Source organism: Pseudomonas sp. LBUM1678 (assembly GCF_059695575.1).
Genome location: NZ_CP166775.1, coordinates 946,095 through 964,004, shown reverse-complemented (window position 1 = coordinate 964,004; position 17,910 = coordinate 946,095). Strand labels below are relative to the sequence as shown.

The window sequence follows — 17,910 nt, the reverse complement described above, 5'->3', positions numbered from 1 at the left end:
ACATGCAATGGGAAGTCGTGATCGGGCTGGAGATTCATACCCAGCTCACCACCCGGTCGAAAATCTTTTCCGGTAGCTCCACCACTTTCGGCTCCGAGCCGAACACCCAGGCCAGCCTGGTTGACCTCGGCATGCCCGGCGTATTGCCGGTGCTGAACCAGGAAGCGGTGCGCATGGCGGTGATGTTCGGCCTGGCCATCGATGCCGAAATCGGCCAGCACAACGTGTTCGCCCGTAAAAACTATTTCTACCCGGACCTGCCGAAGGGCTACCAGATCAGCCAGATGGAATTGCCGATTGTCGGCAAAGGCCACCTGGACATCGCCATGGAAGACGGCACGATCAAACGTGTCGGCGTCACCCGTGCGCACCTGGAAGAAGACGCCGGCAAAAGCCTGCACGAAGAGTTCAACGGTGCCACCGGCATCGACCTGAACCGTGCCGGCACGCCGCTGCTGGAAATCGTCTCCGAGCCGGACATGCGCAGTGCCAAGGAAGCCGTGGCCTACGTCAAGACCATCCACGCGCTGGTGCGTTACCTCGGCATCTGCGACGGCAACATGGCCGAAGGCTCGCTGCGTTGCGACTGCAACGTGTCGATCCGTCCGAAAGGCCAGGTCGAATATGGCACCCGCTGCGAGATCAAGAACGTCAACTCGTTCCGCTTCATCGAGAAGGCGATCAACAGCGAAGTGCAGCGTCAGATCGAGCTGATCGAAGACGGCGGCAAGGTGATCCAGCAGACCCGTCTATACGATCCGAACAAGGACGAAACCCGTCCGATGCGCAGCAAAGAGGAAGCCAACGACTACCGTTACTTCCCCGATCCGGACCTGCTGCCGGTGGTCATCGAGAACTCGTTCCTCGACGAAGTCCGCGCCACCCTGCCGGAATTGCCACCGCAGAAGCGCGAGCGCTTCCAGGCGCAATTCGGTCTGTCGGTGTATGACGCCAGCGTCCTGGCCACCAGCCGCGAGCAAGCGGATTACTTCGAGAAAGTCGTGAGCATCAGCGGCGACGCCAAGCTGGCGGCCAACTGGGTCATGGTTGAACTGGGCAGCCTGCTGAACAAGCAAGGCGTGGAAATCGACCAGTCGCCGGTCTCGGCCGAGCAACTGGGCGGCATGCTGCTGCGCATCAAGGACAACACCATCTCCGGCAAAATCGCCAAGGTCGTGTTTGAAGCGATGGCCAACGGCGAAGGCAGCGCGGACGAGATCATCGACAAGCGCGGCCTGAAGCAAGTGACCGACAGCGGCGCCATCTCGGCGGTGCTGGACGAAATGCTGGCGGCCAACGCCGAGCAGGTCGAGCAATACCGCGCGGCAGACGAAGCCAAGCGCGGCAAGATGTTCGGCTTCTTCGTCGGCCAGGCCATGAAAGCCTCCAAAGGCAAGGCCAACCCGCAACAGGTCAATGAACTGCTGAAAAGCAAGCTCGAAGGCTGACCGGAATGGAGCCAGCTCTCACTACTGGCTCCATCCTCTGTGGCGAGGGAGCTTGCTCCCGCTGGTCTGCGAAGCAGACCCAAATTGGCAACCGCATTCTTTCAGTAAAAATGCATCAGCCGATTTGCGACCGCTTCGCGGCCGAGCGGGAGCAAGCTCCCTCGCCACATTTATTTTGGGAAACCTCTGAATGAAGCGTCTACTTGGCGCCTGCGCCCTGCTCTCTCTGCTGGCCGGTTGCGCCAGCAACGATGTCATTGACCCACACGGCTACGACAAGACCGGCATGGCTTCGTATTACGGCGCCAAACACCAAGGTAAACGCACCGCCAGTGGCGAGCGTTTCAACAAGAATTCCCTGACCGCCGCCCACCGCCAGTTGCCGTTCGGCACGCGGGTGAAGGTCACCAATCTGAATAACGACAAGTCCTGCGTGGTCCGTATCAACGACCGCGGGCCGCATACCCGTGGGCGCCTGATTGATCTTTCACACGAGGCCGCCGAACAACTGGGTATGCTCCGTAGCGGCACCGCGCGCGTTCGCGTGCAAGCCATCGACGATTAACAGACGGAGCCCCGACCATTTTCGGACTTGCCGACTTACCCCTGATCAGCGTGATTGAGTTGCTCGGCGGCCTGCTGTTGCTGATCGCCGGTGCCGAGCTGATGGTCCGTGGCGCCGTGCGCCTCGCCGCGCGGTTGCAGGTGCGGCCGCTGATCATCGGCCTGACCATCGTCGCCCTGGGCAGCAGCGCACCGCAAATGGCGGTCAGCCTGCAAGCCACCCTGGCGCAAAACGCCGACATTGCCGTCGGCAGCGTGATCGGCAGCAGCATCTTCAACATCCTCGTCACCCTCGGGCTCTCGGCGCTGATCATTCCGCTGCGGGTATCGCGGCAACTGGTGCGCCTGGACATTCCGCTGATGATCGGCGCCAGCCTGCTGGTGTTTTTACTGGCGTGGAATGAAGAGCTGAACCGCGTGGACGGCATGATTCTGCTGGCCGCCCTAGCGCTGTATCTGGGCTTGCTGCTGCGCCAGTCGCGGCACTCGGCCCGTCCACCCTCCCATGACGGAACACCCCGGGCACCGTGGTTCAGCAGCGTGCTGATGATCGTCGCCGGACTGGCGATGCTGGTCTACGCCGGCCACTTGTTGCTGGGCGCTGCCGTGGCGGTCGCAACCGATCTGGGGCTGTCGGAGCGGGTCATCGGCCTGACCATCGTCGCCATCAGCACATCCCTGCCGGAACTGGCCACCTCGTTGATCGCCGCATTGCGCGGCCAACGGGACATTGCCGTGGGCAACGTGATCGGCAGCAACCTGTTCAATCTTTTGGGCGTGCTCGGCCTGACTGCGCTCGTCGCCCCCTCGCCGCTGTCGGTTTCGCCCAATGCCCTGGATTTCGACTTGCCGGTGATGCTCGGTGTCGCGGTGCTCTGTCTGCCGCTGTTCTATACCGGCTACCGGGTGACCCGCGCCGAAGGTCTGCTGTTTCTGGGTTTGTACCTGGCTTACGGTCTGCACGTGGTGTCGTTTACCACCGGCATGCCACTGGCCGGCAAGCTTGAACACCTGATGCTGTTTTTCGTCCTCCCGGCGCTGGTGGCCTATCTGCTGTTCACATCACTGCGCGCCTGGCGTCGCCAACACCACAAGAGAGAAATGCCATGACCGACAATAAGAAGCCTGGCGTTGAAGTCCGCCGCCAAGTGATGGGCGATGCGTTCGTCGACCGAGCACTGGGCAATGCCACCGAGTTCACCCAGCCGCTGCAGGACTTCGTCAATGAACACGCGTGGGGCAGCGTGTGGAACCGCGAAGGTCTGCCGCTGAAAACCCGCAGCCTGATCACCCTCGCCGCCCTGACTGCGTTGAAGTGCCCGCAGGAATTGAAAGGTCACGTGCGCGGTGCGTTGAACAACGGCTGCACCGTGGAAGAGATTCGTGAGGCGTTGCTGCATTGCGCGGTGTATGCCGGTGTGCCAGCGGCTATCGATGCGTTTCGCGCGGCGCAGGAAGTGATTGATACCTACCAGAAGCCTGAGTAATTAGCCGGCATTTTTGGTGACTGTTCGGCCGTCTTCGCGAGCAAGCCCGCTCCCACATTTTGACCGCATTCTCATGTCGGACACGGTCAAATGTGGGAGCGGGCTTGCTCGCGAAGAGGCCCGACAAAACGCCACAAATCCGGAAGCTAAATCCACCCACCCCACTGCAACAAAAAGATCCCGATATTCGTGGTGACCGCCGCCATCAACGTGGTGATCACAATGATCGCCGCCGCCAGCTCGTGATTGCCATCAGCCTGCCGGGCCATGACAAAACTGGCTGCCGCGGTCGGGCTACCGAAGTACAGAAACAGAATTCCCAATTCCGCCCCGCGAAAACCCCAAAGCCACGCCCCCAGCGTCGCCAGCACCGGCAAACCGATCATCTTCACCAGGCTTGAGCTCAGCGCCATCGAGCCGCTTTTTCGCATCGCCGCCAGCGACAACGTGCCGCCGATGCAAATCAGCGCCAATGGCAACGTGGTTTGCGCCAGGTACTGACCGGAGGTCTCCAGCCAGCCCGGCAGGCTGATCTTGAAATAGGCAAACGGCGCCGCCGCAAACACACTGATGATCAGCGGGTTGACCATCACGCTTTTGCAGATGCTCCACGGATCGGACTTGATTACCGGGCTGTACACCGCCAGCACGATGGTCGAGAGCGTGTTGTAAAACAGGATCACCAGCGCCGCGAGAATCGCCCCGAGGGAAATCCCGTAGTCGCCGTACATGCTCGCCGCCAGTGCGAGGCCGATCACACCGTTGTTGCCGCGAAACGCACCTTGGGTGTAAATCCCCCGGTCTTCACGCGGGCACTTCCAGATCGCCCAGCCCCAGGCGATGGCGAAACACACCAGTGTGGCGAGCGAGAAATAGATCAACAGCGCCGGTTGCAGCGCGGCGTGCAGGTCGGCATGCAGGATGCCCAGAAACAGCAACGCCGGCATGGTGACGTTGAACACCAGGGCCGACGCGGTGTGGATGAAGTTGTCGTTGATCCAGTCGATGCGCTTGAGCACCACTCCCAGAAACAGCATGGCAAACACCGGCGCGGTGATGTTCAGGGTTTCGAGGAAGATAGCCAGCATGCCGGGGGGAACCTTGGGTGAGCGTCGTTAGGGGGCTAATGATAAGCCACTGGAGACACCGGCGTCTGGTAGACCGCTTTCGCGGGCAAGCCTCGCTCCTACAGGTCCGTGTCGTACACATTTACCGTGCGCGGCACAGACCTGTAGGAGCGAGGCTTGCCCGCGAAGAACGATAACGCGGTCTTAAGTGATCGGCGCCGGATTGAACAGAGTGATGTCGTTATGCAGCTTATGCTGCTCCGCCCAGGTCTGCTTCTTCCCGCTGGCCACATCCAGGTAGTAGTGAAACAACTCCCACCCAAGATCTTCGATCGAAGCCCGCCCGGTCGCAATCCGCCCGGCATCGATGTCGATCAGGTCCGGCCAGCGCTGCGCCAGTTCGGTCCGGGTCGACACTTTTACCACCGGCGCCATCGCCAAACCATACGGCGTGCCACGCCCGGTGGTGAATACATGCAGGTTCATCCCCGCCGCCAACTGTAACGTCCCGCAGACGAAATCACTGGCCGGGGTCGCGCAGAAAATCAGCCCTTTGCGCTTGAAGCGCTCGCCAGGGCCAAGCACGCCGTTGATCGCGCTGCTGCCGGATTTGACGATTGAGCCCAGAGACTTCTCGACAATGTTCGACAACCCGCCCTTCTTGTTCCCCGGCGTAGTGTTGGCACTGCGGTCCGCTTCGCCCTTGGCCAGGTAACGGTCGTACCAGTCCATTTCCCGCACCAGTTCCTGAGCAACTTCCTCAGTCTCCGCACGGGAAGTCAGCAGGTAAATCGCGTCGCGCACTTCGGTGACTTCAGAAAACATCACCGTCGCGCCCGCCCGCAATAACAGGTCCGAGGCATAACCCAGCGCCGGGTTGGCGGTGATGCCGGAAAACGCATCGCTACCACCGCACTGCATACCGAGGATCAATTCGGACGCCGGCACGGTTTCCCGGCGACGCAGATCGAGCTTCTTCAAACGGGTCTCGGCCAGCGCCATGATCTGCTCGATCATCTCGGTGAAACCGTGACTGGAATCCTGCAAGCGGTACAACCACGGATCGCTCAAATCCACCGAACTGTCGCCCTCGTGCATCACCTGCCCGGCCTGCAATTTTTCGCAGCCCAGGCTGATGACCAAGGCTTCGCCACCCAGGTTCGGGTTGCGCGCCAGGTTACGCACGGTACGGATCGGGATGTACGCATCAGTCGCAGTAATCGCCACGCCACAGCCGTAACTGTGGGTCAGCGCCACCACGTCATCAACGTTCGGATAGCGCGGCAGCAACTCGTCCTTGATGCGCTTGACCGCATGGTCCAGCACACCGGTCACACACTGAACGGTCGTGGTGATCCCGAGAATGTTGCGCGTGCCGACGGTGCCGTCGGCGTTGCGATAACCCTCGAACGTATAGCCTTCCAGCGGTGCCTGCGCTGCCGGCACTTCGGTGGACAGCGGCAGGCTGTCCAGCGGTGGCGCGGTGGGCATGCGCAGTTGATCTTCCTTGACCCAGCTGCCGCGCGGAATCGGCTGCAACGCGTAGCCAATGGTCTGGCCGTAACGAATCACCTGGCCGCCCTCGGGAATGTCTTCCAGGGTGACTTTATGGCTCTGCGGCACGAAGTCCACCGTCACCAGGCCATCGGGAAACTCGGTGCCGGCCGGAACGCCCTGGTCATTGACCACGATGACGACGTTGTCGCGTTCGTGCAGGCGGATGTAGCGCGGCGAGTCGGAATGTTCAATCAACTGCATGACGCCGCTCCTCAGGAATGCGCTTGAGACAATTTGTTGTTGGTTTCAGGACCGCTGACTGGCGGCTCTTTGAGCACAACACGCTTGATCGGACCGACGATCACCAGGTAGCTGAACACTGCGACCAGTGCGTTGCAACCGACAAACACCAGCGCCCATTTGAACGAGCCGGTGGAGCTGATGATGTAGCCGATGACGATCGGGGTGGTGATCGAAGCGATGTTGCCGAAGGTATTGAACAAGCCACCGCTGAGACCGGCGATCTGTTTTGGCGAGGTGTCGGACACCACGGCCCAACCCAACGCACCCACGCCTTTGCCGAAGAAGGCCAGGGCCATGAAGCCGACGACCATCCATTCAACGTCCACATAGTTGCAAGCCACGATGCTGCTGGAAACCAGCAAACCGGCGATGATCGGCGCCTTGCGGGCGAAGGTCAGCGAGTGTCCTTTGCGCAGCAGGTAATCGGAAATCACTCCGCCAAGCACACCACCGATAAACCCGCAGATCGCCGGCAGCGAGGCAATGAAACCAGCCTTGAGGATGGTCATGCCGCGCTCCTGCACCAGGTACACCGGGAACCAGGTGAGGAAGAAGTAGGTGATGCCGTTGATGCAGTACTGGCCCAGGTACACGCCGAGCATCATGCGGTTGGTCAGCAACTGGCGGATGTAGTCCCACTTCGGACCGTCAGCCTTGGTGCCTTTGCCTTTGTCCTGATCCATGTCGACCATGCCGCCGTTGTCGGCGATGTGCTTGAACTCGGCGTCGTTGATCATCGGGTGTTGGCGCGGGCTGTAGATCACTTTCAGCCAGATACCCGAGAAGACAATGCCGATCACGCCCATGACGATGAACACGTGCTGCCAGCCGAAGCTGTAAACGATCCAGCCCATCAGCGGCGCGAACAACACGGTGGCGAAGTATTGCGCCGAGTTGAAAATCGCCGAGGCCGTGCCGCGTTCAGCGGTCGGGAACCAGGCCGCGACAATGCGTGCGTTGCCAGGGAAGGATGGCGCTTCGGCCAGGCCCACCAGGAAGCGCAGCATGAACAGCGCAACCACCGCTGTGGACATGCCGAACTCACCGACATAACCCTGCAGCACGGTGAACAGCGACCAGGTGAAGATGCTAAGTGCGTAGATTTTTTTCGAGCCAAAACGGTCCAGCAGCCAGCCACCGGGAATTTGCCCGGCCACGTAGGCCCAACCGAATGCAGAGAAGATGTAGCCGAGGGTGACCGCGTCGATGCCGAGGTCTTTTTGCAGGCTGGAGCCGGCGATTGCGATGGTAGCCCGGTCGGCGTAGTTGATCGTGGTCACCAGAAACAGCATGAGCAGGATCAAATAGCGGACGTGAGTCGGCTTCTGGGTCAATTGCATGTAGATGTACTCCCACTGATTATTTTTATGCGGGTAATAACGGTGTTGTTTTTGTGGGAGCTGGCCTGCCAGCGATGCGGGCACCTCGGTATGTCAGTCGCACCGCGGTGATGCCATCGCTGGCAGGCCAGCTCCCACAAGTATTGCGGTGTATCAGGAACCGATGTAGCTGGTTTTCACCACGGTGTAGAACTCTTGCGCATAGCGACCTTGCTCACGTGATCCATAGGATGAACCTTTACGCCCACCGAATGGAACGTGGTAATCCACGCCCGCCGTCGGCAGGTTGACCATCACCATCCCGGCCTGGGAGTGGCGCTTGAAGTGGTTGGCGTACTTCAGCGACGTGGTGGCAATGCCCGCCGACAGACCGAATTCGGTGTCGTTGGCCATGGCCAGCGCAGCGTCGTAATCGGCAACGCGAACGATGTTGGCCACCGGGCCGAAAATCTCTTCACGGCTGATGCGCATTGCGGCTTCGCTGTCGGCAAACAGGGTTGGCGCGAGGTAGTAGCCTTCGGTATCGCAGGTCACCAGGCCGCCACCGCTGACCAGACGTGCACCTTCGGACTGGCCGATGTCGATGTACTTCAGGTCCTGTTCAAGCTGGGCTTGCGAGACCACCGGACCGATGTCGGTGCCGGCTTTCAACGCGTGGCCGACCTTGATCGACTTCATGCGCTCGGCCATGGCTTCGACGAACTTGTCGTGAATCCCGGCGGTGACGATGAAGCGGCTCGACGCCGTGCAACGCTGACCGGTGGAATAGAACGCGCTCTGTACCGACAGCTCGACCGCTTGTTTCAGGTCGGCGTCGTCGAGAATGATCTGCGGGTTCTTGCCACCCATTTCCAGCTGAACCTTGGCCTGGCGCGAGACGCAGCTGACCGCGATCTGACGACCGACACCGACGGAACCGGTGAAGCTGATGCCGTCGACTTTCGGGCTCTGCACCAGCGCATCGCCAACCACACGACCGCTGCCCATCACCAGGTTGAATACGCCGGCCGGGAAGCCTGCACGAGAGATGATTTCGGCCAGCGCCCAGGCGCAACCTGGCACCAGATCGGCCGGTTTCAGCACGACGCAGTTGCCGTAGGCCAGGGCCGGGGCGATTTTCCACGAAGGGATCGCGATCGGGAAGTTCCACGGCGTGATCAGACCGACCACGCCCAGCGCTTCGCGAGTGACTTCGACGTTCACACCCGGGCGCACCGACGGCAGGTAATCGCCGGACAGACGCAGGCATTCACCGGCGAAGAACTTGAAGATGTTACCGGCGCGGGTCACTTCGCCGATGGCTTCGGGCAGGGTCTTGCCCTCTTCCCGAGCGAGCAAGGTGCCGAGTTCTTCGCGACGGGCGAGGATTTCGGTACCGACTTTATCCAGCGAATCGTGGCGAGCCTGAATGCCCGAAGTGGACCAGGCCGGGAACGCGGCACGAGCGGCGTCGATGGCGGCGTGGACCTGGGCCAGATCAGCCTTGGCGTAATCGCCGATGGTGTCGGTCAGTTCGGAAGGGTTGATGTTGGCGCAGTAATCACTGCCCGCTACCCATTCGCCGTTGATGTAGTTATCAAAACGCTTTGTATCTGCCACTAGAAGATCTCCTCACGCAAAAGGCCGCTGATTGCTCAGCGGCCTTGTTTAATCGTTTTTTACTGCGCGCCCTGCTTGTCGATCAGCGCGGCCAGAGCTTCGTACTCTTCTGGCAGCAGATCGGTCAGCGGTGCACGCACAGGACCTGCGTCATAGCCGGCAATTTTTGCCCCGGCCTTGACGATGCTCACCGCGTAACCGGCTTTGCGGTTACGGATGTCCAGGTACGGCAGGAAGAAGTCGTCGATGATCTTGCCGACGGTGGCGTGATCTTCCCGGGCGATAGCGTGGTAGAAATCCATCGCGGTTTTCGGGATGAAGTTGAACACCGCCGAGGAGTAAACCGGCACGCCCAGGGCCTTATACGCAGCGGCGTAAACTTCGGCGGTCGGCAAACCGCCCAGGTAGCTGAAGCGATCACCGAGGCGGCGACGGATCGACACCATCAACTCGATATCGCCCAGGCCATCCTTGTAGCCGATCAGGTTCGGGCAGCGCTCGGCCAGGCGTTCCAGCAACGGCGCGGTCAGGCGGCAGACGTTACGGTTGTAAACCACCACGCCGATTTTCACCGATTTGCACACGGCTTCAACGTGGGCGGCAACGCCGTCCTGGCTGGCTTCGGTCAGGTAGTGCGGCAGCAGCAACAGGCCTTTGGCGCCCAGACGCTCGGCTTCCTGTGCATATTCGATGGCTTGGCGAGTCGAACCGCCCACGCCGGCCAGAATCGGCACGCTGGTTTCGCAGGTATCGACGGCCGTCTTGATGATTTCCGAATATTCGCTGGCCGCCAGAGAGAAGAACTCACCGGTGCCGCCCGCGGCGAACAACGCCGTGGCGCCGTATGGGGCCAGCCATTCGAGACGCTTGATGTAGCCCGCGCGATGGAAGTCGCCCTGAGCATTGAAATCGGTGACCGGGAAAGACAGCAAGCCGGAAGAGAGGATGGACTTCAGTTCTTGTGGATTCATTATTCGAACACCCTGGGTAGCGACGTTTGTGTGAGAAAAGCTTTCAGCCTGCGGCCGAGTTGTAGGTCATCGTACAACTTAAATAATAACCGTCAACTGCATTTCATCGCTGTGCACGGAATTTGTGTCGGAAAGGGATTTTCTTGACGTAGGAAATTTCTCGGCTAGGATCAGATTAACTGTATATACATACAGTTATCTTGAATCATACCGACGACATATCAAGGAGCTAGAAATGTCAGGTCTACACACTCAATCGCAGGAAAACCCCGAACGGATCATTGCGAATCTGGATGATCTTTTTACCGAAGACGGAATCGTCGTCACTGCAAACAGTTCGCTGATGCTGCACCTCAGCGAACATAACGACGCACCTCAGACAATCAAAGCTACGCCCGGCAAAACCTTGAAAGGCAAGCCGCAGCTGAGGTTCGAAGGCGGCGAGCACACCGCCATTGGCGACAGCACCCTCCTGCGTTTCATCAAGGACGCCCCCGCTGTCCCGGCCTCGCAGGTTGAGCTGCATCTGCCGAATGGGCTGGCGCTTACTTACGGTCAGATCGTCGCCCTGGGCGGCGATTTTTATGGCATTCCCGATCAGCCGGTCAGCGAAGGCGCTAACGCCGCCGATCGCATCCAGCGGTTTATCAATGCCTTCAACTCGCTGGCGGTATTGCCTGCATCCAACGCCGAAGCGAAGCTGATCCTCGGCGTCATGCAGAAGGAAATCGCCGCCGTTAAACAGGCGATCAAGGACGGTAAACAGCCTCATGAGGCTTATGACGCCCTCGGAGATACGTTGTCCGAAGAGTGGAACAGAATCACTGGCGGCGGCAGTTTTGTCTCGGCGCTGTTTCCATTGGGACGCTATCTGAAACTGGCCGCCAACAATGCCGATCACTTCGCCGAGTGGGCGCTTCTGGCGTATATCGCCGGGCATGCCGCGGCGCTGCAACAAGCGGTAAAGGCTCGCAGCAGCGGCGATGAAAAACAGCTGGAACTGGCCTACGCGATGAACGCGTTTGCCGATCATTACCTGACCGACCTGTTTTCTGCCGGCCACTTGCGCGTGCCGCGTAAACAGCTGGCTGCGGTGGTGACGCCAAGTGATCTGGGCTCGCTGATTACCCGCTTCATGCACGATGAAGACAGCAAGTTTGGCCTCAATGTGCGCAACGGTAACGGCGATCAATGGCGGGCGTATGGCGACAAACGCTACTTCGATGCCATCGACAGCGCCAATCGCGTCCAGGTGAATCAGGCGGTTCAGGTGTCGGCTGACGAAGTGTTTGCGGCGTATCTCAGCGGCACCGCCCCGGCGCCCGGTAACTTCGGCGCCTTGAAAAAAAACCCGGATCTGCAAGCCGTGCTGAATCTGGCGAACAACTTTTCACCGCTGTTCCGCGTTGAAGGCAGCAAGGTGCTGCGGCGCAAGGACGTCAACAACCTGAACGACACCGCCACCGTCGACGACTGGTGGGGCTGGAGCACTTACTTGCTGCTCAAGGACTACCAACCCACTGGCAACGTGGCCTGATAAGGAGATCGATGATGACTATCAAATTGAAACTGGAATTGGCTTCGGGACAATCGCTGGAGGGCGCGCCGATGGAGTTGTTGTCCAAGGGGGTGGTGATTGGGCGGGCGATGGTGGATGAGCGTGGGGATGTGACGTTTGATGTCAAGCCCGGGGTGGCTGAATTGGCTGTGCGGGTGGATCGTTCGATTCTGCGCTCAGGCTGACAATTAAGTATTAAAGCTGCCGGCCCAATCGCTAGCAGGCTAGCTCCCACATTTAATCGAGGGTGAACACCCATAGTGGGTTCACTTGAGATCCACTGTGGGAGCTAGCCTGCTAGCGATGGCTATCTGTCAGGCAACCATCCTCCAGCCTGGAAACCTAACCCCGCTGCGCCTCGGCCTCTTCATGCGCATGGCGCAGCCGCTCGCGGCTATTGGTCAAATGCAACCGCATCGCCGCCCGCGCTGCGTCCGAATCCTGGCGCGCGATCGCGTCGTAAATCTCTTCGTGTTCACGGCTCAGGCGACTCATGTAGTGCTGCTGGTCGTCATGGGCCAAGCGCGCAGAGTTGAGGCGGGTACGCGGAATGATGCTGGTGCCCAGGTGGGTCATGATGTCGGTGAAGTAGCGGTTGCCGGTCGACAGGGCGATTTGCAGGTGGAACTGGAAGTCCGACGCTACGGCATCGCTGGCGTGAGAGACACTTTCATTCAGCGCGTCCAGCGCGGCGCGCATCAAGGCCAGCTGCTCGGCGCTGCGGCGTTGTGCGGCGAGGCCGGCGGATTCCACTTCGAGGCTGATGCGTAACTCCAGAATCGCCAGTACATCCCGCAGGGTGACCACGGTCGCAGGGTCGATACGGAATCCGCTCGGGCTCGGGGTGTCGAGCACGAAGGTGCCGATGCCGTGGCGGGTTTCCACCTGGCCAGCCGCCTGCAAACGGGAAATCGCTTCGCGCACCACGGTGCGGCTGACGCCATGGGCATCCATGATCGCCGACTCGGTGGGCAATTTGTCGCCGCGCTTGAGGTGGCCGTCGCGGATCTGCTCGGACAGCACCGTCACCAATTCCTGTGCGAGGCTGCGGCGCTTGCGAGGGAGGCGTGGTGCGTCGATCGGATTTTCCATGGTGAACGTCTGTCTCGAAAATTGCGGCTGAAACCGCATCATAGCTCAACGCGGTTGTACGATCACCCCGCCCCTGTAGGAGCGAGGCTTGCCCGCGAAGAACGATGACACGGTTCTCATGTGGAACCGAGTAACGGCCTTCGCGGGCAAGCCTCGCTCCTACAGGTTCGGAGGTGTTCAGGCTGTCACGGTTTGGTCCACTAAATGGCCATTTTCGATGCGCACATGCCGTGGGTGGAAACGCTTCAAGCTGCTGCGATGCCCGACGCTGACAATGCTCAGCCCTGGAATCTCATCGATCAACGCCTGGTACAGCGACGCTTCATCCTCTTCGTCCATCGCCGACGTCGCTTCATCCATATACAACCACTGCGGTGCATAGAGCAGCGCACGGGCGAAGGCCAGGCGTTGCTGTTCACCCGGCGACAACATGCGCTGCCAGTGATTGGCTTCGTCCAGACGCCCAACGAGGTGCGGCAAGCGGCAAGTCTCCAGCACATGCACATAACGCTCGTGCGGATAGGTCTCGCCGGCCTGTGGATAACTCAACGCCTCGCGCAGCGTACCAATCGGCAGATACGGTTTTTGCGGCAGGAACAGGTAGCGCGCCGTCGGCAGACGAATGCTGCCGTGACCCGCCGGCCACAGATGCCCCATCGCCCGAAACAACGTGGACTTGCCACTGCCGGAACGGCCGCTGATCATCACGCGCTCGCCCTCCTCCACGGTCATGTCGGCGTTGGTCAGCAGGTGACGATCATCGGCGAGGTCGAGGCCCAGGTTATGCACTTTCAACGCCGAGCCTGAATTCTGCACGTCGATCGCGGGTTCGCGCTCTTCATTGTCGGTCATGGCCTGACGGAAACTCAGCAGACGATCACAGGTGGCACGCCACGACGCGAGGTTCTGGTAGGCACTGATAAACCAGCTGAAACTCTCCTGCACATTGCCGAACGCCGAACTGATTTGCATCAGCTCGCCGAGTTCGATCTTGCCGGACAAGTAACGCGGCGAAGCGACGATGAACGGAAAGATGATGGCGGCCTGTTGGTAACCTGCGGTAAAGAACGTCAGACGCTTGGACACCTTCATGATGTCCCAGAAGTTGTGCCAGACCATCCCGAAGCGGTTGCTCAAGCGACGGTTTTCATTGGGCTCGCCGTTGTACAGCGCAATGCTCTCGGCATTCTCGCGAATCCGCACCATCGAGAAGCGTAGATCGGCTTCGAAGCGTTGTTGCTGGTTGTTCAGGCCGATCAAGCGACGACCGATCAAATGCGTCAGCCAGCTGCCGATCACGGCATACACCAGCACACACCAGAACATATAGCCGGGAATGGTAAAACCAAACACTTCGATACTGCCCGACACGCCCCACAGGATGATCGAGAACGACACCAGGCTGACAATATTGCGAAGCAAACCGATGCCCAACTCCAGGGTATTGGAGGTGAAATTATTGAGGTCTTCGGAAATCCGCTGGTCCGGGTTATCGGTGTAACCGCCCTGCTCCAGCTGGTAGTAATTCTTGTTGCCGAGCCAGCGGGCGAAATGCTTTTCCGTGAGCCAGGCACGCCAGCGAATGGTCAGCATCTGGGTCAGATAGAGCCGGTACACGGCACCGACAATCGCCACCGCCGCAATCCCACAGAAATACAGAATCAGCCGCCAGAACGCCGCTTCGTCCTTTCGCTGCAGCGCATTGTAAAAATCCTTGTACCAAGTGTTGAACCACACCGAGATCCCTACGCTGATCAGGGACAACACAATCACCGCAATCAGCAGCGTCCAGGCCTTGACCTTCTCTTCACTGCGCCAGTAAGGCGTGATCATCGCCCAGACTTTTCGAAAAAACTGCCCGCGCACAGCATCGTTGACCGCGGAATACTCAGCGTTCTGATTCATGGATAAGGCTCGATAAAGAAAAGAACACACACGAACCGATCATAGATGATCGGTTCGGGTTATCGCGAGGGCTGGCGATAATCGTTCAGCAACCGTTCAGCGACGAACCGGGCGCTTCTGCAGTTTGCGCTGCAGGGTGCGGCGGTGCATGCCCAGGGCGCGGGCAGTGGCGGAGATGTTGCCTTCGTGCTCGGTGAGCACGCGCTGGATGTGTTCCCACTGCAGCCGGTCGACCGACATCGGGTTTTCCGGCACCAGGGTGTCGAGGTCGGCGTGCTCGGAGAGCAGCGCGGCCAGTACGTCGTCGGCGTCCGCCGGTTTGCACAGGTAATTGCAGGCGCCGCGCTTGATCGCCTCGACGGCGGTGGCAATGCTCGAATAACCGGTGAGGATCACCACGCGCATTTCCGGGTCGAGTTCCAACAGTTTGGGCAGCAGCACCAGGCCCGAGTCGCCGTCCATTTTCAGGTCCAGAGCGGCGTAATCCGGGATGTCGGCCTGGGCGATGACCAGACCTTCTTCGGCGGAACCGGCGGTACTGACGCGAAAACCACGACGGGCCATGGCGCGGGCCATCACGCGGGTAAAGGTTGCATCGTCGTCTACCAGCAGCAAATGCGGCAGCTCTTCGCCTTCAACTTGGATCTCGTCACTCATGTTCGTCTCCTCGGGCGACACGGGGCAGGCGCAGCTCGGTGAGCGTGCCGCCTTCCTCATGACTGTAGAGTTTCACTGAGCCGCCGGCGCGTGTCACGCTGGCCTTGCTCAAAAACAGGCCCAGGCCGAAACCTTTGCCCTTGGTGGTAAAAAACGGTTTGCCGATCTGCTCGGCAATAGCAAGCGGCACACCAGCGCCGTGGTCGCGAATGCTGATGGTCAAGTCCTCGGCATTCCAGTCCAGCGTCACCTGCAACCCTTCGGGGCATGCATCGGCGGCGTTGTTCAGCAAATTCAGCAGCGCTTGCGTCAGGTCTGGCGGCGGCGCCATGCGCGGCACGGTGCCCTGGCCCAGGCGCTGGAAGCGGTAACTGGCTTCCGGGCGCATCAAGTGCCAGCGGTTCAGCGCTTCGTCGAGCCAGTCGGTGACGTCCTGCATCTCCACGGCCAAACGGCGATTGGCCTCGGCGGCGCGCACCAGTTGCTGCAAGGTCTCTTTGCAGAGTTTGACCTGGTCCTGCAGCACGCTCAAATCGTCCTGCAACAGCGGGTCGTGATGGTCCTGGCGCATTTCCTTGAGCAGCACGCTCATGGTCGCCAACGGCGTACCCAGCTCATGGGCCGCGCCCGCCGCCTGGGTCGCCACAGCCAGCAATTGCTGGTCGCGCAGGCCTTCTTCACGGCGGATGGCGCGCAATTCTTCCTGACGGCGCAGCTCTTCGGCCATGCGCGCGGCGAAGAACGTGATGACGGCTGCGGCGAGGGCAAAACTCAGCCACATGCCGTAGATCTGCAGGTTTTCCCGGGCGATGGGGAAGGTTTCCAGCGGATAGAACTGCGCCAGCAACAACGTATACAGCGCCAGCGCAATACCGGACAGAATCACCGAATAGCGCCACGGCAACGTCACGGCGGCGATGGTCAGCGGCACCAGGTAATACGAGACAAACGGGTTGGTCGAGCCGCCGGAGAAATACAGCAAGGCACTGTGGATAAACAGATCGCAAGCCAGTTGCAGGGCATATTCCAGCTCGGTTACCGGCCACGAGGTGCGCAGGCGAACCGCCGTGAACGCGCACAGCAGCGTCGAACAACCCAGGGTCATTGCCAGTTGCACCCACGGCAACGGCAGCAGATCGAACCAGTAGGCCAGCCCCACGGAACCGGCCTGAGCGGCGAGCACCAAGGTGCGGATGAACGTGAGCCGCCAGAGGTTCTGGCGAGTGGCGGAAGTGATTTGAACGGGGGCGAGCATGAGCTCTCCTGATGAGCGCTCCAGGCGGATCGCACGGAGTATAACCAAGCACGGGGGCTGGCAGGCAAAAGTGCGGCAAACAGCCACAGGCCTTCAGCCCACACAAAGCTCTGGTAGCAGCTGCCGAAGGCTGCGTCCGAGTGCGAAGCGCTCGTAAAACCTGAGACCTCATTCCTTCAGGTAAAACGCGTCAGCCCAATGGCGACCGCTTCGCGCTCGAACGCAGCCTTCGGCAGCTGCTACAGGGTCGCGTCGATCTGTATAGAAGTTGTAACTGTGCGAACCGGATCATTAAAGCTAGAGTCTGATGGTTTCACGCAGGCTCGGACCTTAACCCCTGCGCACCGCCCAAGGAGTTTTCATGCACAGTTTCCGCCGCAGCGCCGCCCTTCTTGCCCTTAGCGTTGGCACCGTCGCCAGCCTCCCGGCCCTGGCCGCCGACGAGCTTCATTACAACCAGATCTCCCTGCGCGCCGAAGTCAGCCAGGAAGTGGCTCGCGACCTGATGATCGTGACCCTCTACACCGAAGAACAAAACACCGACCCGGCCAAACTCGCCGCCGACGTCAGCACCACCATGAACAAAGCACTGGCCCAGGCCAAGCAGGTCAAGGAAATCACCCTGCGCCAGGGCAGCCGCAACAGCTACCCGATCTACGACACCAAGGGCCAGAAAATCACCGGCTGGCGTGAACGCGCCGAACTGCGCCTGGAAAGCTCCGACTTTGCCGCGCTGTCAAAACTGACCGGTGAACTGCTGACCGACCTGAAAATGGGCGGCATGGACTTCGCCATCGCCACACCAACCCGCAAGGCCAGCGAAGATACGTTGCTTAAAGAAGCCGTGACCGCCTTCAAGGCCCGCGCGCAACTGGCGACCGACGCGTTGGGTGGCAAGGGCTACAAAATCGTTAACCTGAACCTGAACAGCAACGGTTATCCACAACCGTTCATGCGCGGGCCGATGATGATGAAAGCCGCCGGCATGGACGGTGCGCCGGTGACGCCTGAGGTTGAGGCAGGTACCAGCCAGGTCAGCATGACGGCGGACGGCGCGATTGAAGTGCTGATGCCTTGATTCGATAACACGTACACAGAAACGGCGATCACTGAAGTGGTCGCCGTTTTTTATTGCCCGCCGGAAGCCGGGGTGGGTTTGCCTGATGA

At 60.2% G+C, this 17,910-nt stretch carries 16 protein-coding genes; 7 read left to right on the top strand and 9 right to left on the bottom strand.

The window, feature by feature from the left end; translation table 11 throughout:
* The first annotated feature begins 2 nt into the window (after nt 1-2).
* The 4 genes from gatB (at nt 3) to ACA070_RS04165 (ending at nt 3,499) form a co-directional block, all read left to right on the top strand.
* Entirely contained in the window at nt 3-1,448 is a 1,446-nt protein-coding gene (gene gatB, locus ACA070_RS04180; protein ID WP_497450148.1) for an Asp-tRNA(Asn)/Glu-tRNA(Gln) amidotransferase subunit GatB, read from the top strand.
* Nucleotides 1,449-1,638: 190 nt separating this feature from the next.
* Entirely contained in the window at nt 1,639-2,013 is a 375-nt protein-coding gene (locus ACA070_RS04175; protein ID WP_497450147.1) for a septal ring lytic transglycosylase RlpA family protein, read from the top strand.
* 50 nt (nt 2,014-2,063) lie between these two features.
* Nucleotides 2,064-3,122 (top strand): calcium/sodium antiporter, encoded by a 1,059-nt coding sequence (locus ACA070_RS04170; protein WP_497450146.1) that lies wholly within the window; start codon nt 2,064-2,066, stop codon nt 3,120-3,122.
* A complete protein-coding gene (locus ACA070_RS04165) occupies nt 3,119-3,499 on the top strand; it encodes a carboxymuconolactone decarboxylase family protein (RefSeq protein WP_109627965.1) in 381 nt (126 codons plus the stop codon). Before ACA070_RS04170 ends, ACA070_RS04165 begins: the two co-directional genes overlap by 4 nt.
* A 146-nt stretch (nt 3,500-3,645) precedes the next feature.
* On the opposite strand, the gene ACA070_RS04160 is transcribed toward ACA070_RS04165, so the two are convergent.
* The 5 genes from ACA070_RS04160 to kdgD form a co-directional block, all read right to left on the bottom strand.
* Nucleotides 3,646-4,587 (bottom strand): AEC family transporter, encoded by a 942-nt coding sequence (locus ACA070_RS04160; protein WP_497450145.1) that lies wholly within the window; start codon nt 4,585-4,587, stop codon nt 3,646-3,648.
* Nucleotides 4,588-4,770: 183 nt separating this feature from the next.
* A complete protein-coding gene (garD, locus tag ACA070_RS04155; RefSeq protein WP_497450144.1) occupies nt 4,771-6,324 on the bottom strand; it encodes a galactarate dehydratase in 1,554 nt (517 codons plus the stop codon).
* A gap of 11 nt (nt 6,325-6,335) precedes the next feature.
* Entirely contained in the window at nt 6,336-7,706 is a 1,371-nt protein-coding gene (locus ACA070_RS04150; RefSeq protein ID WP_497450143.1) for an MFS transporter, read from the bottom strand.
* Between the two features lie 153 nt (nt 7,707-7,859).
* A complete protein-coding gene (locus tag ACA070_RS04145; RefSeq protein ID WP_497450142.1) occupies nt 7,860-9,305 on the bottom strand; it encodes an aldehyde dehydrogenase family protein in 1,446 nt (481 codons plus the stop codon).
* A gap of 59 nt (nt 9,306-9,364) precedes the next feature.
* Nucleotides 9,365-10,276, bottom strand: a complete 912-nt coding sequence (gene kdgD, locus ACA070_RS04140) for a 5-dehydro-4-deoxyglucarate dehydratase (protein ID WP_046052865.1) — start codon at nt 10,274-10,276, stop codon at nt 9,365-9,367.
* Between the two features lie 235 nt (nt 10,277-10,511).
* Between kdgD and ACA070_RS04135 the strand changes: the two genes are divergently transcribed.
* A complete protein-coding gene (locus ACA070_RS04135; RefSeq protein ID WP_497450141.1) occupies nt 10,512-11,813 on the top strand; it encodes a phospholipase in 1,302 nt (433 codons plus the stop codon).
* Between the two features lie 14 nt (nt 11,814-11,827).
* A complete protein-coding gene (locus ACA070_RS04130) occupies nt 11,828-12,019 on the top strand; it encodes a hypothetical protein (protein ID WP_497450140.1) in 192 nt (63 codons plus the stop codon).
* Between the two features lie 157 nt (nt 12,020-12,176).
* Here ACA070_RS04130 and ACA070_RS04125 read toward each other — a convergent pair whose 3' ends face one another.
* From ACA070_RS04125 to ACA070_RS04110, 4 genes are all read right to left on the bottom strand, one after another.
* A complete protein-coding gene (locus ACA070_RS04125) occupies nt 12,177-12,926 on the bottom strand; it encodes a FadR/GntR family transcriptional regulator (protein ID WP_497450139.1) in 750 nt (249 codons plus the stop codon).
* Between the two features lie 177 nt (nt 12,927-13,103).
* The gene (locus ACA070_RS04120) at nt 13,104-14,831 is read right to left on the bottom strand and encodes an ABC transporter ATP-binding protein/permease (RefSeq protein ID WP_497450138.1); all 1,728 of its coding nucleotides are present in this window, start codon (nt 14,829-14,831) and stop codon (nt 13,104-13,106) included.
* Nucleotides 14,832-14,927: 96 nt separating this feature from the next.
* A complete protein-coding gene (locus tag ACA070_RS04115; RefSeq protein WP_109627955.1) occupies nt 14,928-15,488 on the bottom strand; it encodes a response regulator transcription factor in 561 nt (186 codons plus the stop codon).
* Complete coding sequence (locus ACA070_RS04110; protein WP_131063121.1) at nt 15,481-16,743, bottom strand: ATP-binding protein; 1,263 nt, start codon at nt 16,741-16,743, stop codon at nt 15,481-15,483. The genes ACA070_RS04115 and ACA070_RS04110 overlap by 8 nt, the downstream gene beginning before the upstream one ends.
* A gap of 361 nt (nt 16,744-17,104) precedes the next feature.
* On the opposite strand from ACA070_RS04110, the gene ACA070_RS04105 reads away from it, so the two are divergent.
* On the top strand, nt 17,105-17,821 hold the full coding sequence (locus tag ACA070_RS04105) for an SIMPL domain-containing protein (RefSeq protein ID WP_497450137.1): 717 nt from the start codon (nt 17,105-17,107) through the stop codon (nt 17,819-17,821).
* Nucleotides 17,822-17,910: the final 89 nt, after the last annotated feature.